The following is a 23051-nucleotide window of genomic DNA, read 5'->3' on the forward strand; positions in this document are numbered from 1 at the left end:
GCGCTCGTCGATCAGCGGAAAGTTCGCGACGCTGGATGGGCTACCTGATATGGATAAGGCGGGGCTGTGTGATCCACAGTGGTGGTCGTGATGCGCGAAGAGTTTCCAGCTCATCCGCACCCTCATCGCAGGCTTGCGGCTATCCTCGCGGCGGACATCGTTGGTTACAGCCAGATGATGGGTCACGACGAGGAAGGAACGGTTCGCCGGCTGAAGCAGGTTCGCCGCGAGATCGTCGATCCCACACTTGAAGAGCACTACGGGAGGCTCATAAAGAACACCGGCGATGGCTTCCTCGCCATGTTCGAGAGTCCGCTCGAAGCCGTGAGATGCGCGATTGTCATTCAGCAGTCCGTGACGGCAAGGAATACCGATCTTCCGCGTGAACACAGGCTTCAATACCGGATAGGGGTGAACCTAGGCGACGTTATCGTTGAGCCGGACGATGTCTTCGGCGATGGCGTCAACATCGCCGCCCGCCTGGAGGCGCTAGCGACGCCCGGCGGCGTCTATATCTCAGGCGGCGTCTACGAACAGATCAAGAATAAGCTGGTCTGCGGATATCAGTCGCTTGGCGACGAGAAGCTGAAGAACATCACCGATCCGGTTCGCATCTATCGTGTGCTTCCCGATCCAGCTTCCTTCACTCGCGCGACGAAAAAAAGACGCCTATTTTTGATACCTGCAGGGATCGCGGCAGCATTTGCGCTGCTTGGCGCAGGCCTCTACTCCGCCGGCTATTTGGTCGGCGGAAAGCCAAGTCTGGTGTCGGTCGAACAGCGCCCGCAATGGGTGCCCGTCCCGCTCGTCACCGTGACAAACCAACCTACCCGTGCCCCACGGGTTGAGCCGCCGGCAAGCAACAATGCGGATGCGGCCAGACCTTTGGCGACATCGGCGGATCCCACGCCTGGCGCCCCAGCTTCAGATCCGCAGATCGCGATTTTGACTCCGAACCTTCCTGCTGCACGGATGATCCAAACCGCTTCCGGCTTCCGCGACTGCGAAACCTGCCCCGAAATGATCCGCATACCCGGCGGGACTTTTCGGATGGGTAGCGACGAAGACCCCTCGGAACAACCGATCCGGACCGTGACCATCTCGCCGTTTGCAATCGGTCTGTCTCCGATCTCCGTCGCCGAGTGGAACCGATGCGCGGCCGCAAAGGGCTGCAACTTCTCGCTCGACGGAAGCGACACAACACCAGCCCGCAATCTGAGCTGGCTCGATGCCAAGCAATATGTGGACTGGCTCGCGCAATTGACCGGTAAGGCATACCGTTTGCCGAGCGAAGCGGAGTGGGAATACGCCGCAAGGGCAGGCACCTCGACCCGCTTTTGGTGGGGGCGGGAGCTCGAACCCGGCAAGGCCAATTGCAGGGACTGCGGCGGGCCTCAAGATCCGAAGGTTCCGATGCCGGTCGGCAGTTTCCAACGGAATGCATTCGGTGGTGCCGATTTCGGAGGCGGGGTCGCGCAGTGGGTGGCCGATTGCTGGCTGCCCAACTACCGGGATGCGCCGTTGGAGGGCTCCCCTCGGACGGCTGGGAATTGCCGCGAGAATGTCTTGAGAGGCGGCTCCTGGCGAAGCAACGCTGACTCGGTGAGGCCAGCGAGCCGGACCCATTACGATACGGGCGTCCGTTACCCTGCACACGGATTCAGGATAGCTCGCTCGCTCTGACAGGAGGGTTCCATGGACCGATCCGCCAGCGGCATCTTTCTCGCTTTTGCTGTAGTCAGCCTTTTCCCGCTCGAAACCTTGGCGCAGACAGCGCCGGGCCCAACGCCCTCCACACCGCAACGGGCGCCATCTCCGGATGCGCGCCTGTACATCATCTATCCTTGGGACGGAGCGCAGATCCGCGGCGAATTCTGGGTGCGGTTCGGCCTACGAAATATGGGCGTCACGCAGGCCGGCAGCTCCGCTCCGAATGCCGGACATCACCACCTTCTGGTCGATGTCAGCGATGAAATTGTTCCGGACGAGCCGCTTCCGTCAGACAACAAGCATCTTCATTTCGGTGCGGGGCAGACGGAGGCGAGGCTTGAGTTGCCGCCTGGAAAACATACCCTCCAATTGGTGCTCGGCGACCCCGACCACAGGCCATTCAAACCAATGCTCATCTCGAAGAAGGTGACCATAACCGTGTTGCCAGCGGCGCCGGCGAAAACGTCGAAGAAGGCCATTGGAAAGGGTGCTTAAGGTGAAGGGAGCCCACTCCTGTGCTCCGGTGGCCCCATCCGCGGCCCGCACTTCTTTTCATGGTTCTGGTGGTGGGTGAACACAAACTCGAGCCCTCGGCTTCGAATTCCAGATGGCCGAGGGCCGGCACGCCGGACATGTCATTGTTCCCCTGACCGCTGCTCGCGAGCCAACAATACGCGCTTGCGCCGGACGCCCCAGCGATAGCCGGAGATCGAGCCGTCCTTCTTGATGACGCGATGGCATGGGACGATGACCGCGATCGGGTTGTTGGCGATGGCCTGTGTGAGGTCTCGCGGGTCCCGCGTGCCGAGCTTGGCTGCCAGCGCACCGTAGCTGGTCGTCTGACCCGCGAAAATCTCCCGCAGCATCGTCCAGACAGTCACTTCAAAGGGCGTTCCCCGGATGTCGAGCGGGAGATCGCAATTACGTGCGGGATCGTCGATGACGCCCGTCACTGTCTTGATCGCGTCAGCCAGCTTGTCCTGATGAGCCTGCAAATCGGCGTCCGGAAACCGATCTCGCAGCGCATCTTCCATCAGGCTGCGCGATGCGCCGAATTCCAGCGCCACGATACCCTTGTCGGACATGGCGAGGATAAAGTCGCCGAGGGAACCGTTCCCCCACGCAAAGCGGATGATTTCATGCATGTTGTTTGCCTTCGTAGCTTCCAACACGAGGAGGTAGACGGCAACAGGATCACATGCGCTCCGATCCTTGCTTTTGAATTGGAAATCGGAGTTCCGGAGCTAACGAACCCGGCCCCGGGACGCCGAGCGCAAAATCCAACGGGCGTCCTTCATTTTCGAGTTTGAAGGCCAAAGCCGGAGTGTTGTTCCCCGTGCGCTCATACCTCGCGGAAATGGTGAGCATGCAGGCGACAGAGCCGCGCTTAAGTCACTCCGCAGCTTCACGCATGTTCCATTTCTTCTTGGACAGGTCGTGACGCGCCGCGTCTCCGACATAGTCATTATAGGTCATGTCCTTGCGGATCGGATGCTGGGCGAGCTCCAGATGGGGAGTAAGCGCGCCGTCCCTGAACACCGCGCTGCCGATGCCCGTGCCAAGCGTCAGGACCACTTCGAGAACCTCGTCCGGCGATGATTCCCAAACCCTGTACCTCGGCATCGTTGAGCAGGCGCGCGGGCTTGCCGAAATGACGGGATATCGCTGGCCAATCCGCGTTGGAGCCACGTCTCGGGTGCCACCATCCCTGTGACCGGTGGTCATCCGATCATTTGGCTGAGAACGGCTCAGTCCTTCCTGAGCTTCCCGAGATTGCCCGGCAGCCCCGAAAAGGGAAGATCGTCCGGCGTGAGCAAGCTGTGGGACGGGGCCGGCCCGTGACTGTTCTCGTCCTCGTCCGCCTCATTCCAGCGGCGGATCTCAGCGGTGATCTGACGGAACTTGGCCGCCTGCGGAGATCCTTCGGGCGCATCGCTCAACGCGGCGGCGCGCTGTACGGCAGCCTCATACTCCTCGTGGTTTCTGAGCGTCATGTCCGGGAATCCACTTGAGGGTTGTCGCTGGCGGCATTCTCGTCGAGCAGGCCTGATGCTGCGCGCAACAGCGTCTCCGGAGGTGCGATGTCTTCCTGAAGATGCCATTCGACGAACTCACGACTCTCTCCTGATCGTTCCGCCAGGAGAGCAACCCAATCGCGGCGCGGGAACGCTGCATTCATGCGCAGCGCAAGATCCTGGCCGGAAGCAACTGCCTCTGAGGGTCCCATGTGAGCCTCCCGTGTTTCCTGAGATGAAAGGGGCCTCGCGAACGAGCACCGCTTCGTCAACGACTTCAATGAGTTCGCGTCCATCCGTTTTGCTGCGTGAGCCCATGCGGCTGAAGCAGTCACGGGGAACGGCCTTCATGTCCCCCGCCTCTCGCGTGGGGTGACCTCAATGACCTGCCTGCGGCCATTGCGCAGTAGTCCGAAGGCGGTGGGCCGGCCGATCTTGTCCTCGGCCAGCAGGCGGACGAGATCGTCGGCACCGGAGACACGGGTGCCGTCGACCGCCACGATGATGTCTCCTCCCCGTATGCCGGCCACATCAGCCGCGCCTCCGCCCTCCACGGAGTCGACCATGACGCCCGCCGCCTGATCCACGTCAGCCGCAACCTGGATGCGACGGGCGATCACGGCCGGGTGCGCCGCGATGCCGATCGAGGCCCGGCGGACCCGGCCGTGGCGGATGAGGCCGCCCATCACGAAGCTCGCCGTGTTCGACGCCACCGCGAAGCTGATGCCTTGCGCGCCCATGATCATGGCGCTGTTGATGCCGATGACCTCGCCCCGCGATGACACCAGCGCGCCGCCCGAATTGCCCGGATTGAGCGACGCATCGGTCTGGATCACATCGTCGATCAGCCGGCCGTTCTTGGCGCGCAGCGAACGGCCGAGCGCTGAGATCACGCCGACCGTCACCGTCGCCTCGAACCCGAGCGGGTTGCCGATGGCGACGGCGATCTGTCCTCGCTTCAGCAGCCCGCCGTCACCGAGACGGCCCGTCGGCAGGCTCACGGGCGGTTCGGCATGGACGAGCGCCAGATCGGTATCCGGGTCATCGCCGATCAGACGCGCATCGAAATGCCGTCCGTCTGGCATCTGCACCCCGACCCGCGCCGAGCCTTGCACGACATGGCTGTTGGTGAGAATGAGCCCGTCCGGCGACAGGATCACGCCCGAGCCGGAGCCGGAGGGGCGCCCGTGCCTGCGGACATCAAGCCTGACGACGGCCGGGCCCACCCGCTCCACCACGTCGGTGACGGCAAGCGAATAAGCATCGAGCAGCGCGCCATCGCTTGCTGGTGAGAGCGGAGGCGTGGACGAATCGAAGTCGTCCTCGTTGAGGACGAAGCGAGGTGTAACGTCGAGCATTGGTGGAACCGCCCTGCGTTGTTTGCCAGGATATGGCGACGCGGCCCCCGCCGCAAAAGGGCTGAGCCCGGCCAGGTCCCGGACACGAGGAACCATGGAGCGATACTGCGTGAATTCTTACTTTCCGCCCGGACCAGCCGAACGGAAAATCAATGCAATCTCACCAGCAGGCGGCTCCGTTCGCACGCCCAACCGGTAAGCCGCCCGCTCCCGCCCTCGCCTGCCCATGTGGCTAGTGGACGAGATCCAGGTCCCGGCGCATCTCTATTCCATGCCCTTTCGCCAGCATGCATTGCGGAGGCCCCATGAGCACAGACATCCAGGATGTTTCCACGGCGCTGGAAGGAATCGTCCAGCGTCTGGCGCCGAGCCTCGTTTCGGTCATATCCCATCGCACGCAGGCATCAGGCTTCGTCTGGCGCGACGGCCTCATCGTCACGTCGAATGGCTCGCAGTCACCCCCTATCGGGATTAGCCGACACCTTCGGCTATGGGGTGCGGGCGGCCCGAGCGCGACGATACTCGCTCGGCAACGGACCAAAGGCGTGCCTGAACTTCCGACCAAAATGAGTCATGTCTGAGAACCCCCATGCGTAGGCAATCTCGCTCACCGAGCGATGGGCTTGGGCCGGATCTTCCAGCGCCTTTCGGCAGCGCTCAAGTCGCCTCTCCTGGATCAGGCGCGAGATGGAGGTATGTTCGTCAGCCAGGACGGAATTGGCATATCGCACACTCACGCCTGCGGTCGAGGCGATCGCTGACGCGTTGAGCCGTGGATTTTGCAGACCCGCTTCTATGGCCGCGCGCACTCGCATGCGGGCGAGCAATCGTGCCGTAGAGGCATTCGGAGGCAGGTCGCCCATTGCCGTGCCGATAGACAGTGCAACGAGGTCAAGGGCCTGATTTCTGACCAGCCCCTCCGCCAGCGAATCAAGCCGCCCCACATAATTGGGCACCGCGGCAAGAAATTCCCCGGTCAAACCGACCGTCGGCTCCGTTGAGCGGAGATTGTACGCAACAATGGACCGCATCGAACCGATGCGCCCCTCGAGTTCACGTCGCGGCGCCTTGACGACCAGCAGGTGCGAGTTGGGCGAGAATTCCGCGACATAGGGCGAGCGCGGATCGAGAAGCGTGATGTCCCCTGGTTCCAGCAAGACCTGACGACCTTCCTGCTCCACAATCAAGCGGCCCGCGCCCTGTCTACAGATCAGAACCTCTTCAGGATCCGCCTGCGCTGCATGGCCGGCATTATGGGCGACGGTCATCGCAGCATTGCTGAATTCCACGAGCTTGAAGTCAGCAAGCTCGCCCGCTCGCAGTTCGGCGTGAAATCTCGGCCGGCAACTGGGACTTGAATCGTGATTGGTCACGTTCTGGCATGCAACGCTGTGCCAGTAGTCAAAGCGATCGCGACCGGGGACGTCCGTCGTCGAGAAGACCAGCTTCATTCGTATCTCCCGGCAATGCCGAATTGCCGATCATCAGTGCCTGCCAAGCCGATTGCCCGGAACCTCTCGCGGCTAAGGTCCGGAGCGAACGATCCGGCGAGAACAGGTCCGCATGAGCCATTCACCGCTAATCTACTTCGGCAAACTCATTCGATCGGCGTTGGTTAACGAAGTGCCGAGCCCCTCGTCCAACCAAAAGATCCCCTGGGCGGTGGTCAGGAGCGTGATTGATCTGTCGCCGGATGGCGTCCTCGTCAGCGATCTGGGGGATAAGGACTGCGGGTTGACCTATGTCAATCGGGCATTCGAGCGCATCACCGGCTACTCCAGCAGCGAAGCGATTGGAAAGAACTGCCGCTACCTACAGGGCGGCGATCGCCTACAGCCCGAGATCCGGGACATCCGCCGGGCAATCGAACGTCGTCGCAGCATTTGCGTGACTCTTCGCAACTACCACAAGGACGGTACGCCGTTCTGGAATGAGTTGAGGCTCGAACCGATCAGTGCCGCAAACGGCCAGCCGACACATTATCTCGGCCTGATGCGTGATGTGACAACGCGCAAGCGAGCCCTGGACAAGATCGAGCGCAGCGCGCGCTTCGATCTGCTGACCGGATCGCTGAACCGCAATGCTTACGCCGAGGAGGTGGCAGGCCTCGCTGCCACGGGCAAAGGTCCTGTGCTGATCGCAAAGCTGGATGTCGCGGGCTTTCATGACATCAACTCCGGCTATGGCTTCGACGTCGGCGATCAGGTTCTCGTCCAAATCGCCGAACGCATAGGCAGCGCCGGCATCGGCGTCGTGGGACGCATCGACTCGAATGAATTTGCGCTGGTAAAGCCGCTCGTGAGCTCCGATGAAGGCCCTGAAATCATCAAGAGGGTGATCTCTGCATTGTCGGCCACCTTCGTCGTTTCCGGAGCGACGATCACCATTCGGTTTGCCACCGGCTTCGTGGTCGCCGAGGCCGGCTTCGACACGAGGTTGGTGCTCGGTCGGGCCGGAGCCGCCCTCCGGCGCTCGAAATCCTCTCCATCCCGCGAGGCGTGCGAGTTCAGGGCCGAGGACGAAATTCAGAGTCGCAACCGCATTCGCCTGACGAACGAAATGCAAAAGGCGCTGGCGAACGACGAGTTCGGATTTCAGTATCAGCCCAAGGTTGATCTTTGCACAGGTGCGGTCGTTGGCGCAGAAGCCTTGCTGCGCTGGCGGCACGGATTGTTCGGCACGCAGTTGCCTGGCCGCTTCATCAACCATGCCGAGGACACCGGCCTGATCCTTGAGATCAGCGCCCGAGGCCTGGGTGACGTGGCGGCGCTTGCCGCGCAGATGAACGAGCGCCGTGCCGAAAAGCTCCATTTTTCAGTCAATGTCTCCCCGGTCGAGTTCAAGTTGCGCGACATGCCAACCTTCGTCGCTGAGATCATCGCGGCCAGTGGCATCGACCCTAGCTGGCTCACCCTGGAGCTGACCGAAGATCAGATGACGGAAAATTCCCCAGCCATGATCACGGTCATGAAGCGCCTACGCGAGCTTGGCGTCGGCCTGTCGATCGATGATTTCGGGACTGGTTACGCGAATTTGCGGTATCTGGAGGACTTCCCGATCACGGAGCTTAAGATCGATCGCAGCTTTGTTCAGGGCCTGGATCAGAGCCGGTCCAAAACCATCATTGTCGAGGCTATCGTTCGTCTCTCGCAGGAACTTGGCTTCAAGATCGTCGCCGAAGGAATCGAGACCCAGGAGGAGCGTATTCGGCTGAGGGACATGGGCTGTGAACTGGGACAGGGGTACCTGTTCGGCAGGCCGATGGATTCCGAAGAATTCGCGAAAATCGTTGGAAGTGAAGAGGATTAAGCGCCATTTCGGACGAAAGATTGCCGCACAGAACGCTTAGGACCACATTCACCGAACATCCTCAGTGAGTGATCGGCGAATGGCGCTCCCACCCAGACCATAAGCATTGCGATCGCTCCGCGATTGCCGCTGCCGCGCGAACGTTCAGCTCAGAAACTTGTTCCAAGTTCAACAGAACCGGGCAGCGTACCGATGATAGCGTCAGGCCGGCGCGGCGAAGGCCAAAGCCAAAATGATGGAGTGACTGGCTAAATTGCCGAGTGAGGCCGGGCCAGACCGCGCGCCTCACTCCTTGTTCGGTTGGCAGGCCTACCCTGCCGAACCCGACTTGGGCTCGATGATAAACGGACTAGTCGAGTGTGTCGGCTTTCGTGTTTCCAGATGCGCCAGCAGCACCATTGGCCTTCTTCCCAGCCTTGGCTCCAGCACTGCCATTCCCAGTGGCGCCTGGCTTGGTGCGTGGGGCCACGACCTTAGCATCGACATCGGCATTTCCGCTGGCTGAGGTCGCGGGACCGCCGGTTGTGCCCTGTGCCTTGCCGCGAGTCTGGGTATCGACCGAGAGGCCCTGCGCCAGAGCAGGCACCGCAAGTGCGGCAGACATCGCAAGTACAACCGCGGACAGTTTCACGCCATTCATAGGCTTCTCCTAGTCTGAGTGCGCGACGGTATCGGGCAATCTCAAACGCCACTCGCCTCGAACAATTGGACCGCCGCACTAGGTCGGAACGAGCGACGCAGACCCATGCAAACGGCGCAGCATGACCATTCTTCGGAGTTTCTGAGGTGTTTTCGCGAGTCCTGTGCCGTATTGCGGCCCCGCATGTGGCAATCATGAATGCGTAGCCCGCAAGAGGGCCGGCGCTTCAGATTGTCACCGTTCGGATAGTCCCTTTCCGAAATGGCTATGCGGCTCGCGACGCCGCATAGCCAGGATGCGCGCCATACGGCGGTCAGCTCGCCCGTTTCGCAACGATGGTCAGCTCGCCGTCTTCATCGAGCTGGGCAACGACCACGTCCCGTGAAGTGAAGCCCTTCGCCGCAAGCGCCGATTTCAGCTCCGGCTCATTCTCTATAGCCGCTCGCATTTTCTGGATCTCGTCTGCCGAACGGTTGGTCACGACCTGATTCACCTGCACTTGGGCCGCAGCCGGGAGTGCATCGAGATCGACGACGCTCACCGTCTTGATAGTTGCACCGTCCCGCTGCGGTGATGTGGTTGGAGGCGTGGATTGTGACAGACCCTGCGCATTCGCGCTCCCTGCCAGAATGAATGTAGCGCCGACCATAGCTGTTATGAACTTTCGCATCGGATTTCTTTCCATGAGCGGTGGATAGTCGAATAATTCCACAATGCGAATGCGGTCAGAGACTGAAGCTGATCTGATAATTTAGCGACCATATGGTGGCAGATTTGCGATTCTAGGAACTATCTATCCTTCAAGGCAGGCCTCTAGCCGTGTTGATGCCAAGAACTCGTCCGATGCCTCGCGCGGCTTCGGCGAGGAGGGCAACGAATGCCCGGCGTGGTCGGGTCCAGTCCGCGTAGGGTCGATGTCGATCCTTAGGACAGCTACGCCGCGTGGGTCCGCCTTCGAGCGGCGAGCCAGAGTCAGCTCCTGGAGCTCCTTGCGCATGACCGAATGGCGCGAGGCAACGCAGCAACTACGTTGGTAGGATGACCAAGTGAAATTCGGCGACTTCGGTAAGACGTCCGCCGCGACGGGAACCTTCTCCTCAACCGGTTGTTGGTATTGATCTGTTCGCCATGAGCGGACTTACGAGCCGGCTGTTCGCGCGTCAGCAGAATGGACACGATCCTCATCAAGATCTTCGCCACGGCGCTTACGTTCAGCCAGGTTACTACCCGGCCGGATGCGGTGAAGACCGAGTTCGACACCGTGAGCGGCCGCGCCGAGGTGGCGCAGCTCCTGAATGCCGGCTGCGTCCACATGCGCAAGGCTTTTGACATCGAGGACATCAACCTCGACGATTTGATCGCCACCGCGACGGATGACAAGGAGGACCTGAGCGCGGAGATCAAAGCGCTCAAGGGCTTGAAACTGGCCGACCTGCACGGGGCCTATCGGCAGTTCTGCAAGCTCGAGAACGTGGAGAACTCGTCCGTCGATCTCGGTCAGGTCATCACCTTCTACAACGACTCGGTCAAGGACCTGCCCGACGTTGCGCAACTCAAGCATCTTCAGCCGGGCATGAGCGTGATCCTCGGCAGCAAGGGCGAGCGCTTTGCGGAGGTTTACACGCCGAACAACCGCCGTCTCCCGGTGCCGCTCGTCGAGATCCCGGACGTAGTCCGCAACGCCTTCATCGCCGCCGAAGACAAGCGCTTCTATCAGCACGCAGGCATCGACGAGCGCGGGCTGGTGCGCGCGTTCATCGGTAATTTGGCGCAGCCGGGACGGCCGCAGGGCGGCTCGACCATTACGCAGCAGGTCGCCAAGAACCTGCTTGTCGGGAACGACGTCACCTACGAAAGAAAATTGCGCGAGATGATCGTCGCCTCCCGCATGGAGCGCGCCCTGACCAAGGCGGAGATTCTCGAGCTCTATCTCAACTCGATCTATCTCGGTCGCGGAGCATGGGGTATCGAATTGGCTGCGCAGAGCTATTTCGGTAAACCGGCGAAGGCGCTATCCGCAGTCGAGGGTGCGCTGATCGCCGGGCTCGCCAAGGGACCGAACGCCTTCAATCCCGATCGTCACCCCGCGCGTGCTCACGCGCGCATGGCTTACGTGCTAGGGCGCATGCACGAGGACGGCATGATCGACGCCGCCACGGCGCAGGCGGACTTGCCGCAACTTGTCGCATACAGGCCGATGCGGCGGGACCTGGGGTTCCACTTTGTCGACTACGTCGCCCGGGAGGCAAAGGCGGCCGCCAAGCTCGATACGCTCACACAGTCGTCCTACACGGTGCGCGCGACCATCAATCCGGCCTTGCAGCGTGTCACGGAGTCAGTGTTGCAGGAAGGCCTCGCGCGGTACGAGTTGAGCACCGTTCGTTCCAAATTCACGGGACCCGAGGCGAACATCTCCGAAGCCGTCCGTCTTGTCGCGGCGGATCCGACGCTCGTGGAGCCGGCCTGGCTCGCGACGCTGAAGACGACAAGACTGCCGCTCTACGATGTTCACTGGGAATCGGCGGTCGTGCTGGACAATACGTACGGCAAACGCGGCAACGCGATCACGATCGGCCTGATCGACGGACGCATCCTGCCGCTGAACACCTGGAGCGCCGCGATTCGGCGCAATCTCAAACCGTACGACGTCGTCTACGTGCAGGTGCCCGACGCCAGGGGCAAGCAAACGGCACGGGCCGATCTTCGCGTTCGACCGGGTGTGCAGGGGGCGGTGCTCGTGCTTGAGAATCAGACCGGCCGTATTCTCGCGATGGCCGGCGGCTTTTCCTATCCGGCAAGTCAGCTCAACCGTGTCGTTCAGAGCGCGCGGCAACCCGGCTCGACCGTGAAGCCCCTGACCTATCTCGCCGCTCTGCAAAAAGGCTTGCAACCCAATACGCTGGTGATGGACGCACCCATCACGCTGGCGCCGATTGGCGCAACGGCCGACGCTCGCCAGCGCGGTTTCTGGTCGCCGAAGAACTACGATGGCGGCGCTTTGGGCGCCATCACGCTGCGCGGCGCGCTGGAAAATTCCCGCAATCTCGCTACCGTGCAACTGCTCGCCACCGGCCTCGACGACAGCGCCGAGCACGGCCTCGACCGCGTCTGCGCGCTTGCAATGGAAGCGCAGCTCTACAAGGACTGCATGCGCTACTATCCGTTCGTGCTTGGTGCCCAGGCCGTACGGCTTATTGATCTTGCTGCGTTCTATGCGGCAATCGCCAATGAAGGCGCCCTGCCCCGTCCATATGCCATCGAAAGCATCGAACAGGGCGGCCGCCCGATCTACCGGCACGATTCGAATGCCCCGACCTGGATCGGCTCCGCCGATCGGGCCTCGTTCTACCAGTTGAAATCGATGTTGCAGGGCGTCCTCGCACGTGGAACTGCGCGCGTAGTGAAGCATCTCTCACCCTATGTCGGCGGCAAGACCGGGACCACCGACGACACGGCCGATGCTTGGTTCGTCGGCTTCAGCAACGACATAACTATCGCCATCTGGGTAGGCTACGACAACGGCGACGGCGAACGCCGCACGCTCGGGCGGGGTCAGACCGGGGGCAAAGTGGCGCTGCCGATATTCGAGCCGATCATGCAGGCGGCCTGGGAGGTGCAGGCCCCCAAGATGCCGTTGCGGGGACCATCGCGCGACGCCATGCGTCAGCTCGCTACCTTTGCGATCGACCCTTACACTGGTGATCCGGCGCCGGCCGGCTCCAAGCACGCTTTCACCGAGTATCTCAGGAGAGACGCGTCAGGCAGAATCGGTGACACGCAATTCCAGATCGTCTCCCGCGCAGAGAGCTACGCCCGACATCGCAGCGACGACGGCGAAGACCATGAGCCATTCGAGCAATGGTCTCTCGACAGGCCTCGCTACGGCGACAACCGCCCGTTCCCGATCGCGCCCTGGCGTCTTGTTCCACGCGAAAATCCCCCTTGGGGCGGATACTTCGATGATGATGACCGGCTTCCGCAACCGCCGCGGCGCGTTGATCCCGACTATTTCTGGCGGCGGTTCCAGTGAGCATTGCCATGAGAACCAGCCGCACCGCTCTTCTCCTTACCGCCTGGCTGCTCGCGCACACGGGCGCAGACGCGCAGGAGTTACGGCTGGAGGATGTACCGGCCGTCGCCGGCGTTCCAATTGCTCAGATCAAGCCGCGCAGCGTTATCTTTGCCGACCAGGGCGACGCCAAGCTCGCCGATCCCTCGACCGGTCTCATTGCATTCGAAGCGTGGGCGCGCGCGCGCCCGGTTCAGCAGCGCTTCCTCTCGCTTTTCCCGAACTTCCTCGAGCCCACCGGCAACGAGCAGGCAAAACTCAGGCTTTCGATTTACCTGGCGGAAGCCCGCTTTCGACTAACGAGACCGGCGGCGGCGCTGGATCTGTCGCGCTATGCCAATATCGCGTTCCTCGAGCGTGTCGATCCGGCGGTCAAGCACCAGCCGATCGCGGCAGCCGACGCCATTCCCAATAAAGCCGCGGGCGCCGCACGCAGCCGCCCGCCCGATCGCCGCTGGTGCGAGGAGGCTACGGCGACCTGCACACAGTCTCGCTATGTGTTCGAAGGAAAAATCCCGGCTGGCATTCAACTCGCCAACAAGCTGCGCGAGGAGAGCAAGAAGCCCATTCCGGATTTCGTCGAGTTCCAGAGCGAGATCAGGATCCTCGCCGGACCGGACCTCGCCGAACTGCCGAGCCTAACCGGACTCGATTCGCAGGTTACCAGTGCGCTTGAGCAAAACATCTTTTGGGCCAACCAGGTCATGCAGTTCGGCAAACTTCTCGCCGTGGTGCAACAGCATCCAACCGAGCCGAACGCCGCCATTGCGACGGTCTACATCGTGGTCGCGGTCAGGAACGACGTGCTGAACAAGCAAAGGGAATACAGCAAGACACCGGTCCTTCGGAACCTCGTGCCCGGCCAACTGCTCATGGGCAACAGCTCCTTCAACAGCGGCAACTCGCTGAGCGCCGGTCTACCGAAATACGCAAGAGCCCGTATCAAGGCGATCGCCGACATGCTGGATCGGGAATGAGCGGTTGAGCCACCGATACATGCCCCCACTGCTGAATCCGCGGCAGCTTATTGGTCCTCGTCCAATTTCTTGTTCAGCTCAGGATCGAGCTTGTTTCGATCGACCGACTGATAGAACGCCACAGGTCTGCATCGCCCCTCGACATCCGCCAGGACAATGGCCGTCCACGGACCCGTGGTTTCGCCCGAACTGTCGCGGGAGTCGGGGCGAGCGTCGGGCATGACCTTCCGGGGAACGATCACATACCACGCGCGATTATCCGCTGCGGCCTTTGCCGCTGCCGCATACTCGTCCAGGATTGCGCGCAGACTCTTGCGCATTTCTTCTTCAGTTTCCCCGCGCAGGTACTTTCGGGCGGATTTTCCGGCCTCTCCGTACTCATGGTGAATGTTCAACTGGAGTCGCGCGTCATCCACTTCGATCTTCGTGGCCAGGATCACCGCTCCGCCCTCGCGAAGATAGTCCCGAACCCGCACGTCGCAGGCCAGGAATCTGTCTGCGGGAGGCTGCGCGGCGGTCGCTCCGGGAGGGGCGGCGGTAAGAGTCCGGGTCTTCTTTCTTCGGGCGGCATCCGCAGGCGTCGCCGCGACGGCGACGCTCAGAACCGCCCCGATAAGCACAACCGGAAGAACGGCTTTCATGATTGTGCTGCCCATGCCCGTGTTTGGCATAAACGCGCTCGGCATGCCCCTGGTTCCACGGCCCGAGCAAGCAGAAATGACTACGAGATCCTATGTATCACCACCGGGCTGACCCAGGATAACGGTCGTTAGAGCGTGAGCAACTCGCGGGCAGCATTGACGATTGTGAGGAGAAATTCGAGTTCATCCGACGCGTGCCCCATACGCGGAGTGGCTCGCGGCCACGGCCCGCCTCATGGGCCAGCGCCGCCCCATTCTCTTCCCGTCGAGGGAACGTCACAGATATCGACGCCCGATCGGGGCAAGGGCTCAGGTGAAATAGGCATCGTGAGAACCAGCCGCCGTCGGCCACACGATCTTTCACGCGATCAGGCAAACGCGTGCGCAGCCTGCCGATCACGATCGGCAGGCTCATGGCCGCGTGAGGGTCCGGGTCATCTTGGAATGTGCTTGGCGTCGCCTCGGCATCCTGGTTGTGCTTCCGGTTGGAGACCGCAGTTTCCAGCAGGCAGCCGTCCATGATTTTATCTCACGGTCCCGTTTAGCGGGGCACCGGTTGCCGAAGTTGAGAGGGGGGAACTGGCGTTAGCCATTGGCTATTGAGCGTCAGCTTTGCTGCAAAAATGGGGGTTCCATCGGCGTAGCGGATTCTCATATCCACTCTCAGATCGTCGCTGGTCTGGATATGCTCGGCGATAATGTCGCCGAGACTTGAAAGCGCCGAAAGACGCGCGGCGACGTGATCTTCAAGGTCTATTCCTTCGTCGTCTACAACCAGTTCGGTGTTGATTTCGATGTCGAAAAAATACTGGGCCATGCATTTTCATCCGTGGCGACGTCGCCAAGTTCCCGATCCCCTCGGCGCGCACAATTCGTCGCATAGCGCCCACCGCTGGGAAGGTGATCGATTGAGATAGCGGCCGGTGGCAGGCGGGTGGGGCCAACTCCTAGTCAGCCGCAAGCAAAGTTGCGGATGGAGGCCCCGTCATTGCTGTCGGAGCCTCCTGGTCAGTTAAATCGAGGGCCGCACATACGGCGGAGCTTCGGGATCGAATTCTGTCCAGCCCTCCCTCTCATAGGCAGCACGGCGGTCGATTGTGTTGATGGGTGTCGCGCCGTCCATGATTGCCACGACCGTAGGCGCCTGTTCGTCGGTTGCCCGAACAGCGACAACGCTGCCACCTCGCCTCACCGTCTCTGCAAAGTAGTGGGCGTCATTTTCATCGACGCCCGAACCTGTCAGGGCGCCCACAAGCCCCCCCGCGACCGCGCCGGTCGCGGCTCCCGCGGCGGTAGCAGCAAGCCAGCCAGCGGCCACCACAGGGCCGATGCCGGGGATCGCAATCAGGCCGAGGCCCGCCAGCAGCCCGGCTGCACCGCCGATCAAGCCGCCGACTCCTGCTCCCTCGCCCGCGTGGCTTTCATCGGCATCGGCGTGACGGCCGACAAGGCTGATATCGGAATCGGCGACGCCGGCGTCCTTCAGCTTTCGCACCACGGATTCAGCCTGCTGATAGGTATCGTACGAACGCGTGATGGTCTGGGTCATCTGCGAGATCCTCAGTTGCGCGTAATGTTGCCGCGGTAATCGACGCTCACGTTGACCGGCTGGCCGTCGTGCGTCGCCCTGCCCTTCCAGACGCCGTTGTCGTCCTTCTTGAGTTCGGACACCGCGGTGTAGCCGTTGGCCTCGAGCCGGCTCTTCGCCTGGCCTTCCGTGAAGCTGTTGGCACCGGGCAGCGGCGCGTTCGCATCGGCTGGAGCATTTGGCGAAGGAGTAGGTGCAGTCGTCGACGTTTGCGCCTGAGCTGCCAGGATCGTCGCCCCGCAAAACACCGCCGCGATGATCGTCCGTTTCATCGATATCTCCCTGAAACAGTTGCCATATATGCACAATCAAACCGCGCGCTCGGGCACTTGTTCCAGGGACGTCGACAGGTGCTAGCGTCCGGACACCATCGGGAGGCTGCGTGCAACGGACAGGCCGCGGAGGGCATGACGTCGGCGGCTTCGCATGGAACACCTTAGACAGAATGATCCGCCTGCATGACGGCGAGGCTATGCCACTTCAACTCGTGTCGGCCCGAGGCGGATTTGTTCCTAACCACTCAGGGTAGAATTGGCCCGATCTGAATTCTCCGGCGGATCACCGGGCTCGCGGGAAGAGTTCTCTGTACTCTCTGGCGGTTTGAGCAGGTTGCTGCTCGCGGCGCGGGGGCGGGTCCTTTCGCGGTTGCGCGGAACCTCGGCTTTCCAAATACGTTTCCCAGAAGGACTGCCCATGACCCCTGACTTGGCCCGCAGCGCGAGGACGTCGCGGGCGTTTTTTGTTCCTCTTGTCATTTGATGGAACAGCGAGGGGATTTCTGTTTTTATCTGAGGGCCCGCACCCTCGGGCGCTGCCCTCCCCGGGGAGCAGGAGGATGGACCGTTCCGAAGTCTCAGAGACGTGGATTTACTACGTCGTAATTCGGATCGGGGATAGCCAGTTTCCTATCTCGATGTAATGGATAGCTGGCTGAGCGAGTGGGAAATCCCTTACGAGGTCCTTTCTTCATTTGATAATTCCGCACTATTGATCCGGTTTCCAACCGAACTCTTCGCGCATGCGTTCATCGCTGCGGACGATGCAAGGGGGCACGAGTTTTCCTACCAGCCAACAATAAACGCCATCCCTCACGACTTCTCAGGGAAGGAGAGCCAGCAGAGCCAGCAACTTCACCAACTCCGCCTGACGCCGAGTACTGGTCTTGGCGAAGACCGAGGCCAGTTGCGAGCGAATGGTAGTTCGGCTGACGTTGCAGCTTCGGGCGACATCGGCGGGCTGATCGCCGCGCGCCAATTGAAGTGCAATTCGGGTCTCTGCCAAGGTGAGCCCGAACATGCGCTGAAGCATGTAACGATTGGGTTGCAGGTGAGCATCAAGATCGACCAGCATCACCACGCTGATACCGGGTGTAACAACATCTGCGGGCTGAGCCTGGTTTAATATGAACGGCGCATCGTCCTTGTTCCCGATGACGATCCAGCTCATCGATCCGAGGGCCGGTCGGTTCGGCGCCCGCGCGATCAATCGCTTCAACGCGCCCATCAGCTCCGTGAGACTCTGAACTGAGCCCGTCTCGCCGCCGAGGATCAATCGGGCCGTGGGATTTGCCTCGATGATGTGCCGGTGATCCTCTATGGCGAGGTAACCACAACCGAGGCGGTCGAGCATGCTCAAGGGCACAACGCAGTGGCCCCTGTGGTGCGATGTTGCGCCCTCCTGTTGATCGACTGCTGCTGCGCTCCAGGCTTCAGCCTTCCTTGTGATCATCGATTTAGCCCAGCCTCATATTGTCTGTGGCAGCCCCCAATTTTCCGACGCTCTGCAAGATAAAACTCATGCGACGTCCCCCTGTTCCCAAGCGCCGCCACGCCGTCATTAAACCGTTATAGACGCCCCCAAAAATCGGGAGTGAGCAATATGTTCCCTCGGCCCGCGTGCGTCGCTGGGGTTTGCCCATTTTCCCTCCGGTGCTAGCATTTGCGGAGTCACGCCCGCCCCCGGAGGCGGGCACTGAACGGGCGGGTTTGCAGGTGCGGTCACCGAGGCGCCCTTCGATAGCTCCTGCGGGTCCTGGCTTCGTTCGGGACTGGACATCACGCGCATCTTTGCTCAGACGACGAGGGCGGGCAGGCAGCGACGACAGAGGCTTGGCAATGTGATGAGTGCATTCCCGGCTGAAGGCTCCCGAGTGTGGAAATACGAGATCCTCATCCCCATCGGTGGGCCAGGTTTTCTATCTCGCCTTGACGAAATTGATGCGTGGCTCACTGAAGGGGATGTCGCCCATCAGGTGAAGATTATTGTTGGCTCCGGAATCGTGATCCGTTTCACAGACGAGGACTTCGCCCGGGCTTTTGCTGAGGCTTTTGCCTTGGACCCGCGCAAGCTTCGCGATGTGACGCAATCGACGGACGCGTGCCGCTGCTCTCCTGACGTGGAAGATCACTGAAGGGGGTCTATGCTGCTCCTTCACGCCGCGAGCAGCTTGTCGACGGTGATTGGCAGGCTGCGGATGCGTTTGCCGGTCGCGTGATGAATGGCGTTGGCGATGGCCGCCGCCGTGCCGACGACGCCGATCTCGCCCAGCCCCTTCACGCCGATCGGATTGATCAGGTCGTCATGCTCCTCGACAAAGAGGACCTCGATCCCGCCGATGTCGGCATTGGCTGGTACATGATACTCGCCAAGGTTCCTGTTCATGAATCGGCCGAAGCGATGGTCGGTCAGCGTCTCCTCGTGCAAGGCCATGCCGATGCCCCAGACCACGCCGCCGATGATCTGGCTGCGCGCCGTCTTGGGGTTGAGAATGCGCCCGGCGGCGATGGCGCTCACCACCCGGGTAACGCGCACGATGTTGAGCTGCTCGTCGACATGGACCTCGGCGAAGACGGCAGAATGCGTATAGGAGGCGCGGCGCAGCGGCGCGATCAGACCGGGGCTGGCGGTTTCCTCTGCCTCGATCCGCTCGACCTGCGCCGCACTCAGGGCATCGACGATAGAGACGGCGCTTGATTGCTCCTGGCGCAACCGAACGAAGCCGCCATTGAAGACGACGTCATCGATCCTGGCGCCGGACAGTGGCGATCCTTCGATGGACTTTGCGTGTTTCAGCAGGATCTCGCACAGGCTTCGGCAGGCCACCGTTACCGCGCTCCCAGAGGAGGCCGCCGTCCAGGAGCCGCCCTGGATCGGGGCCGGTGGAAGCGATGAATCGCCGAGTTTCACAGTGACGGCATCGAGATCGAGCCCCAGTGCATCGGCCCCGATCTGGCTGAGGATCGTGTAGGTGCCCGTTCCGATATCGGATGCGGCGCAGGCGATCTCAAGCCTGCCGTTGCGCGTCAGCGTCGCGCGGGCGGAGGATTTCATCATCATCGCTTCCCAGACGCCGCTGGCCATGCCCCAGCCCACCAACTCCTTGCCGCTTCTCATCGAGCGCGGCGCCGGCGTACGCCTGTGCCAGCCGAAGCGAGCGGCGCCTTCGGCATAGCAGGCGCGCAGTTCCTTGGAGGTCAGCGGCTTGTCGTCGTTCTCGTCCCGTGTGGTGTAGTTCCTGAGCCTGAGCTCAATCGGGTCGATGCCGGCGGCACAGGACAATTCGTCCATGGCACTTTCCAGCGCGAACAGGCCTGTCGGCGCACCGGGCGCCCGCATGTCGCCGGGCGTAGGAATGTCTAGCTTGGCGAGTTCGTAGGCGAGCTTCGTCGTCTCGCTGTGGTAGAGCATGCCCGACCAGTTGACGACGTTCTCCTGATAGTCCTCGTAGGCTGAGGTCGCGGCGACCGCATGATGCCGTAGCGCGCGAATATGCCCCTCGGCATCGGCGCCGATCGCGACAGAATTGATCGTCTGCGGACGATGCGCATGGCTGAACATCTGGGCGCGGGTCATCTCGACGCGCACGGAGCGCTCAAGTGCGAGCGAAGCCATCACCGCGAGGAACAATTGGTGGTGCGGCCGCAGCGCGGAGCCAAAGGCGCCACCGACGAAGGGAGAAACCACGCGGACATCCTCGGTTGCCAGGCCGAAGACCGACGTAACATAGCCTTGGGTGTTGAGCGCGCCCTGCGTCTTGTCGTGGACGGTGATCTTGCCGTCGCCCTCCCAGACCACCGTCGTCCCGTGCAATTCCATCGGATTATGGTGCTCGGTCGGGACGCGGTACTCGGCCGTGACCTTGATCGGGGCGTCTGCGAAGGCAGTTTCCGCGTCGCCTTTCGGATCGGGCGGCCGCGCGATGCCTGCGCGCTTCTTCGGCGGCTCATAGCTGTCCTGGCGGGCGCGCTCGAGATCGGTTTCGTGCGGTTCTCGTTCATAGGACACGCCGACCAGGGAGGCTGCGTCACGGGCGGCCTCGAAGCTCGACGCGACGACCAAGGCTATCGGCTGGTCGCTGTGCTGGATGGTGGCGTCGTGGAGCGGGCGGAGCGGCTTGCCGGGCGGGGCGACCTGGTCCCGGTAGCTGCTGTCGAACCAGGCGGTGTGAGCGCGGTTCTCATGGGTGAAGATCGTCACCACACCCGCCACTGCAAGCGCCGCCGTGAGATCGAAATCGCGGATCTTGCCGCGCGGAATCGCGCTGCCGACGATGCAGCCATGAAGCAGGTCCGGAGCAACGAACTCGGCTGCATAGGTCGCGCGGCCGGTGACCTTGGCTACGCCGTCGACCCGGCTCCGCGGCGAGCCGACATGGGGATCGTTGCTGATCATGGCCGTGCTCCCTCAGGCGATGCGCTTGTCGGATTGCGATTGCGGCGTCCCGGCTGCGGCTTGGGTCAGTGCGCGAATGATGGCGCGGCGCGCGAACTCGATCTTGAAGGCATTGTGCTCGCGGCCCTGTGCTCCTTCCAGCAGAACGTCCGCCGCCGCGGCGAAGCTCGCATCGTCGGGCTTACGGCCAATCAGCACCTCTTCTGCCTGCGGCCGACGCCAAGGCTTGTGAGCAACGCCGCCAAGTGCCAGCCGCGCATCGCGGATCGCACCGCCACTGCCCATTTCCAGACAGGCCGCGACGGAAACCAACGCGAAGGCATAAGAGAGCCGGTCGCGCAGCTTGAGATAGCTGCGGTGCTCGGCAAAACGTTGCGCCTCGGCGGGCAACTCGATGCCGGTGACGATCTCGCCCGCGCCGAGCGTCGTGTCGCGATCCGGTGAACCGTTCGGCAGCCGATGATAATCCGCCATCGCGATCGTCCGGGTGCCCTGCGGCCCGGCGACATGGACGCTCGCCGAGAGGGCGGCAAGCGCGACGCACATGTCGGAGGGATGGGTTGCGATGCAATCGGTGCTCGCGCCGAGAATGGCATGATTGCGATTCACGCCCTTGATCGCCGGGCAGCCGCTGCCAGGTTCGCGCTTGTTGCAGGGCAATGCGGCATCGTAAAAATAATGGCAGCGAGTGCGCTGGTTGAGGTTGCCGCCGGCCGTCGCGGCGTTACGAAGTTGTGGCGTCGCGCCCGCCAAGATCGCGCTCGACAGCAGCGGGAAAGTCCCGGCGACCAACGGGTGATAGGCGATCGTCGTATTCGAGACGAGCGCCCCCATCAGGATGCCGCCGTCCGCGGTCTCGGCGATCGTATCGAGATCCCTGAGGCGGGTGATGTCGATCAGGCGGTCCGGCTGCTCAACATCATATTTCATCAGATCGAGCAGGTTCGTGCCGCCGGCAATCAGCCTGGCGCCGGGGTCGGCTGCCAGCGCGGCGAGCGCGCCTTCGAGGCTCTCGGCCTGGAGATAGGAGAAGCGGTTCATTCTGCGGCCTCCCGCATGTGCCCTGTCTGCTGGGCGATGACGTCCTCGATGGCGTCGACGATGTTCGGATAGGCGCCACAGCGGCAGATATTCCCGCTCATCAGCTCGCGGATCTCGTCGCGGCTATGGGCCCGGCCTTCGGCGACGAGCGCCACGGCCGAGCAGATCTGTCCCGGCGTGCAATAGCCGCACTGGAATGCATCGCGCTCGATGAAGGCGCGCTGCATGGGATGCAACGCGCCATCCTCTGCCAAGCCCTCGATCGTGGTGATATCGCTGCCGTCCAGCATCACCGCGAGCTTCAGGCACGAATTCATTCGCTCGCCATCGATCAGCACCGTGCACGCGCCGCATTGACCGTGATCGCAGCCCTTCTTGGTCCCGGTCAGCGCGAGATGGTTGCGCAGGAGATCGAGCAAGGTCGTTGCAGCATCGACCTCGATGTGAACGGGCCGGCCATTTAGGCCGAGGGTGATCTCGATTTTTTCGTCGGGAGCGAGCGTGCGGAGTGTCACGGCGATCTCCTTGGGCGCATGGTTCTGGGCGTGGTTCTGGGGGCGCGGGCGCGCAAGTTCATCTCGACGACAACGGCTCGCGAGCACGATGTGTTCCTTCGAACAGGAACATTTCGATCAAGCCCCGAGTCCGGCTGATGCTTCGGGGCGGACCGGAGCGATGCAGATGAATGGCATCACCGAGCTCATCACAATCGCCAAATACTGGAAGCGCTGGGCCGATCCTCGTCTCGTGATCATGGTTCTGAACAACCGGGAACTGGCTTTCGTGACATGGGAGGAACGCCTCCAGGCCGGCGATCCGAAATGGCCGGCTAGCCAGGACCTGCCCTATGCCGAATGCGGGACCACTGTTTGTCAGACTGCGCCTCTCCCCTTACGGTATGGAAATAATCTGGAGAGTAAAATAACCTGGAGAGCAGTTGAGTCTGCGAGTGAAACCGCGCTCAAGAACGGTTGAGGGGCAAGATGGCGCGGCTACCGGAGGGGGGATGCGTTCCCGGGAATCGTCGCGTCA

The 23051-nt window shown here is 62.0% G+C and carries 23 protein-coding genes; 7 read left to right on the forward strand and 16 right to left on the reverse strand.

From position 1 onward, the window contains the following. Positions 1–90 precede the first annotated feature (90 nt). The gene (locus AB4118_RS28840) at positions 91–1683 is read left to right on the forward strand and encodes an SUMF1/EgtB/PvdO family nonheme iron enzyme (RefSeq protein WP_441492984.1); all 1593 of its coding nucleotides are present in this window, start codon (positions 91–93) and stop codon (positions 1681–1683) included. Positions 1684–1695: 12 nt separating this feature from the next. Further along, positions 1696–2205 carry a DUF4399 domain-containing protein gene (locus AB4118_RS28845; RefSeq protein WP_441492985.1) on the forward strand — a complete coding sequence of 170 codons (510 nt, stop codon included), beginning with the start codon at positions 1696–1698 and terminating at the stop codon, positions 2203–2205. Positions 2206–2345: 140 nt separating this feature from the next. On the opposite strand, the gene AB4118_RS28850 is transcribed toward AB4118_RS28845, so the two are convergent. The 6 genes from AB4118_RS28850 to AB4118_RS28875 all read right to left on the reverse strand — a co-directional run bounded on the left by AB4118_RS28850 (position 2346) and on the right by AB4118_RS28875 (position 6534). Next, positions 2346–2855 carry a methylated-DNA--[protein]-cysteine S-methyltransferase gene (locus tag AB4118_RS28850; protein ID WP_441492986.1) on the reverse strand — a complete coding sequence of 170 codons (510 nt, stop codon included), beginning with the start codon at positions 2853–2855 and terminating at the stop codon, positions 2346–2348. Positions 2856–3102: 247 nt separating this feature from the next. After that, complete coding sequence (locus AB4118_RS28855; RefSeq protein ID WP_441492987.1) at positions 3103–3285, reverse strand: hypothetical protein; 183 nt, start codon at positions 3283–3285, stop codon at positions 3103–3105. Positions 3286–3458: 173 nt separating this feature from the next. After that, positions 3459–3704, reverse strand: coding sequence for a hypothetical protein (locus AB4118_RS28860; RefSeq protein WP_441492988.1), 246 nt, complete (start codon positions 3702–3704; stop codon positions 3459–3461). Further along, positions 3701–3889: a hypothetical protein gene (locus AB4118_RS28865; protein WP_441492989.1), complete on the reverse strand. Its 189-nt coding sequence runs from the start codon at positions 3887–3889 to the stop codon at positions 3701–3703. Before AB4118_RS28865 ends, AB4118_RS28860 begins: the two co-directional genes overlap by 4 nt. 183 nt (positions 3890–4072) lie before the next feature. Then, entirely contained in the window at positions 4073–5083 is a 1011-nt protein-coding gene (locus AB4118_RS28870; RefSeq protein WP_441492990.1) for a S1C family serine protease, read from the reverse strand. 488 nt (positions 5084–5571) lie between these two features. Next, positions 5572–6534 carry an AraC-like ligand-binding domain-containing protein gene (locus AB4118_RS28875; protein WP_441492991.1) on the reverse strand — a complete coding sequence of 321 codons (963 nt, stop codon included), beginning with the start codon at positions 6532–6534 and terminating at the stop codon, positions 5572–5574. 112 nt (positions 6535–6646) lie between these two features. On the opposite strand from AB4118_RS28875, the gene AB4118_RS28880 reads away from it, so the two are divergent. Continuing rightward, entirely contained in the window at positions 6647–8392 is a 1746-nt protein-coding gene (locus AB4118_RS28880; protein ID WP_441492992.1) for a putative bifunctional diguanylate cyclase/phosphodiesterase, read from the forward strand. Positions 8393–8741: 349 nt separating this feature from the next. Here the strand turns inward: AB4118_RS28880 and AB4118_RS28885 are convergent, their stop codons facing one another. After that, on the reverse strand, positions 8742–9032 hold the full coding sequence (locus tag AB4118_RS28885; RefSeq protein ID WP_441492993.1) for a hypothetical protein: 291 nt from the start codon (positions 9030–9032) through the stop codon (positions 8742–8744). Between the two features lie 313 nt (positions 9033–9345). Then, positions 9346–9744 (reverse strand): hypothetical protein, encoded by a 399-nt coding sequence (locus AB4118_RS28890; protein ID WP_441492994.1) that lies wholly within the window; start codon positions 9742–9744, stop codon positions 9346–9348. Between the two features lie 456 nt (positions 9745–10200). Between AB4118_RS28890 and AB4118_RS28895 the strand changes: the two genes are divergently transcribed. Beyond that, a complete protein-coding gene (locus tag AB4118_RS28895) occupies positions 10201–13062 on the forward strand; it encodes a penicillin-binding protein 1A (protein ID WP_441492995.1) in 2862 nt (953 codons plus the stop codon). Positions 13063–13070: 8 nt separating this feature from the next. Then, a complete protein-coding gene (locus AB4118_RS28900; RefSeq protein ID WP_441492996.1) occupies positions 13071–14078 on the forward strand; it encodes a hypothetical protein in 1008 nt (335 codons plus the stop codon). A gap of 47 nt (positions 14079–14125) precedes the next feature. Here the strand turns inward: AB4118_RS28900 and AB4118_RS28905 are convergent, their stop codons facing one another. The 5 genes from AB4118_RS28905 to AB4118_RS28925 form a co-directional block, all read right to left on the reverse strand. After that, entirely contained in the window at positions 14126–14764 is a 639-nt protein-coding gene (locus AB4118_RS28905; protein WP_441492997.1) for a hypothetical protein, read from the reverse strand. Between the two features lie 496 nt (positions 14765–15260). Next, the gene (locus tag AB4118_RS28910; RefSeq protein WP_441492998.1) at positions 15261–15536 is read right to left on the reverse strand and encodes a DUF6894 family protein; all 276 of its coding nucleotides are present in this window, start codon (positions 15534–15536) and stop codon (positions 15261–15263) included. Positions 15537–15731: 195 nt separating this feature from the next. Then, complete coding sequence (locus AB4118_RS28915) at positions 15732–16268, reverse strand: hypothetical protein (RefSeq protein WP_441492999.1); 537 nt, start codon at positions 16266–16268, stop codon at positions 15732–15734. Positions 16269–16279: 11 nt separating this feature from the next. Beyond that, a complete protein-coding gene (locus tag AB4118_RS28920) occupies positions 16280–16579 on the reverse strand; it encodes a PepSY domain-containing protein (protein WP_441493000.1) in 300 nt (99 codons plus the stop codon). A gap of 826 nt (positions 16580–17405) precedes the next feature. Further along, the gene (locus AB4118_RS28925) at positions 17406–17942 is read right to left on the reverse strand and encodes a helix-turn-helix transcriptional regulator (protein ID WP_441493001.1); all 537 of its coding nucleotides are present in this window, start codon (positions 17940–17942) and stop codon (positions 17406–17408) included. Between the two features lie 484 nt (positions 17943–18426). On the opposite strand from AB4118_RS28925, the gene AB4118_RS28930 reads away from it, so the two are divergent. Next, on the forward strand, positions 18427–18717 hold the full coding sequence (locus AB4118_RS28930; protein WP_441493002.1) for a hypothetical protein: 291 nt from the start codon (positions 18427–18429) through the stop codon (positions 18715–18717). A gap of 20 nt (positions 18718–18737) precedes the next feature. On the opposite strand, the gene AB4118_RS28935 is transcribed toward AB4118_RS28930, so the two are convergent. Genes AB4118_RS28935 through AB4118_RS28945 form a run of 3 tightly spaced genes read right to left on the reverse strand, consistent with a single transcriptional unit; the run spans position 18738 to position 22534 of the window. Continuing rightward, positions 18738–20978 (reverse strand): xanthine dehydrogenase family protein molybdopterin-binding subunit, encoded by a 2241-nt coding sequence (locus tag AB4118_RS28935; RefSeq protein ID WP_441493003.1) that lies wholly within the window; start codon positions 20976–20978, stop codon positions 18738–18740. A gap of 12 nt (positions 20979–20990) precedes the next feature. Beyond that, on the reverse strand, positions 20991–22019 hold the full coding sequence (locus tag AB4118_RS28940; RefSeq protein WP_441493004.1) for an FAD binding domain-containing protein: 1029 nt from the start codon (positions 22017–22019) through the stop codon (positions 20991–20993). After that, positions 22016–22534: a (2Fe-2S)-binding protein gene (locus AB4118_RS28945; RefSeq protein WP_441493005.1), complete on the reverse strand. Its 519-nt coding sequence runs from the start codon at positions 22532–22534 to the stop codon at positions 22016–22018. The genes AB4118_RS28940 and AB4118_RS28945 overlap by 4 nt, the downstream gene beginning before the upstream one ends. 166 nt (positions 22535–22700) lie before the next feature. Here AB4118_RS28945 and AB4118_RS28950 point away from each other — a divergent pair, with 166 nt between their 5' ends. Then, positions 22701–22994: a hypothetical protein gene (locus AB4118_RS28950; protein WP_441493006.1), complete on the forward strand. Its 294-nt coding sequence runs from the start codon at positions 22701–22703 to the stop codon at positions 22992–22994. Positions 22995–23051: the final 57 nt, after the last annotated feature.

This window comes from Allobosea sp. 2RAB26 (assembly GCF_052115465.1).
In the GTDB taxonomy this organism is placed as follows: Bacteria; Pseudomonadota; Alphaproteobacteria; order Rhizobiales; family Beijerinckiaceae; genus Allobosea.

Bases quoted from the DNA above. Each gene is read 5' to 3' on its own strand.
- AB4118_RS28840 (WP_441492984.1), top strand. From the start codon at position 91: ATGCGCGAAGAGTTTCCAGCTCATCCGCACCCTCATCGCAGGCTTGCG.
- AB4118_RS28860 (WP_441492988.1), bottom strand. From the start codon at position 3,704: ATGACGCTCAGAAACCACGAGGAGTATGAGGCTGCCGTACAGCGCGCC.
- AB4118_RS28900 (WP_441492996.1), top strand. From the start codon at position 13,071: ATGAGAACCAGCCGCACCGCTCTTCTCCTTACCGCCTGGCTGCTCGCG.
- AB4118_RS28935 (WP_441493003.1), bottom strand. From the start codon at position 20,978: ATGATCAGCAACGATCCCCATGTCGGCTCGCCGCGGAGCCGGGTCGAC.
- AB4118_RS28930 (WP_441493002.1), top strand. From the start codon at position 18,427: ATGAGTGCATTCCCGGCTGAAGGCTCCCGAGTGTGGAAATACGAGATC.
- AB4118_RS28905 (WP_441492997.1), bottom strand. From the start codon at position 14,764: ATGCCGAGCGCGTTTATGCCAAACACGGGCATGGGCAGCACAATCATG.
- AB4118_RS28850 (WP_441492986.1), bottom strand. From the start codon at position 2,855: ATGCATGAAATCATCCGCTTTGCGTGGGGGAACGGTTCCCTCGGCGAC.
- AB4118_RS28920 (WP_441493000.1), bottom strand. From the start codon at position 16,579: ATGAAACGGACGATCATCGCGGCGGTGTTTTGCGGGGCGACGATCCTG.
- AB4118_RS28880 (WP_441492992.1), top strand. From the start codon at position 6,647: ATGAGCCATTCACCGCTAATCTACTTCGGCAAACTCATTCGATCGGCG.
- AB4118_RS28875 (WP_441492991.1), bottom strand. From the start codon at position 6,534: ATGAAGCTGGTCTTCTCGACGACGGACGTCCCCGGTCGCGATCGCTTT.
- AB4118_RS28910 (WP_441492998.1), bottom strand. From the start codon at position 15,536: ATGGCCCAGTATTTTTTCGACATCGAAATCAACACCGAACTGGTTGTA.
- AB4118_RS28845 (WP_441492985.1), top strand. From the start codon at position 1,696: ATGGACCGATCCGCCAGCGGCATCTTTCTCGCTTTTGCTGTAGTCAGC.
- AB4118_RS28870 (WP_441492990.1), bottom strand. From the start codon at position 5,083: ATGCTCGACGTTACACCTCGCTTCGTCCTCAACGAGGACGACTTCGAT.
- AB4118_RS28895 (WP_441492995.1), top strand. From the start codon at position 10,201: ATGGACACGATCCTCATCAAGATCTTCGCCACGGCGCTTACGTTCAGC.
- AB4118_RS28885 (WP_441492993.1), bottom strand. From the start codon at position 9,032: ATGAATGGCGTGAAACTGTCCGCGGTTGTACTTGCGATGTCTGCCGCA.
- AB4118_RS28915 (WP_441492999.1), bottom strand. From the start codon at position 16,268: ATGACCCAGACCATCACGCGTTCGTACGATACCTATCAGCAGGCTGAA.
- AB4118_RS28940 (WP_441493004.1), bottom strand. From the start codon at position 22,019: ATGAACCGCTTCTCCTATCTCCAGGCCGAGAGCCTCGAAGGCGCGCTC.
- AB4118_RS28865 (WP_441492989.1), bottom strand. From the start codon at position 3,889: ATGAATGCAGCGTTCCCGCGCCGCGATTGGGTTGCTCTCCTGGCGGAA.
- AB4118_RS28950 (WP_441493006.1), top strand. From the start codon at position 22,701: ATGAATGGCATCACCGAGCTCATCACAATCGCCAAATACTGGAAGCGC.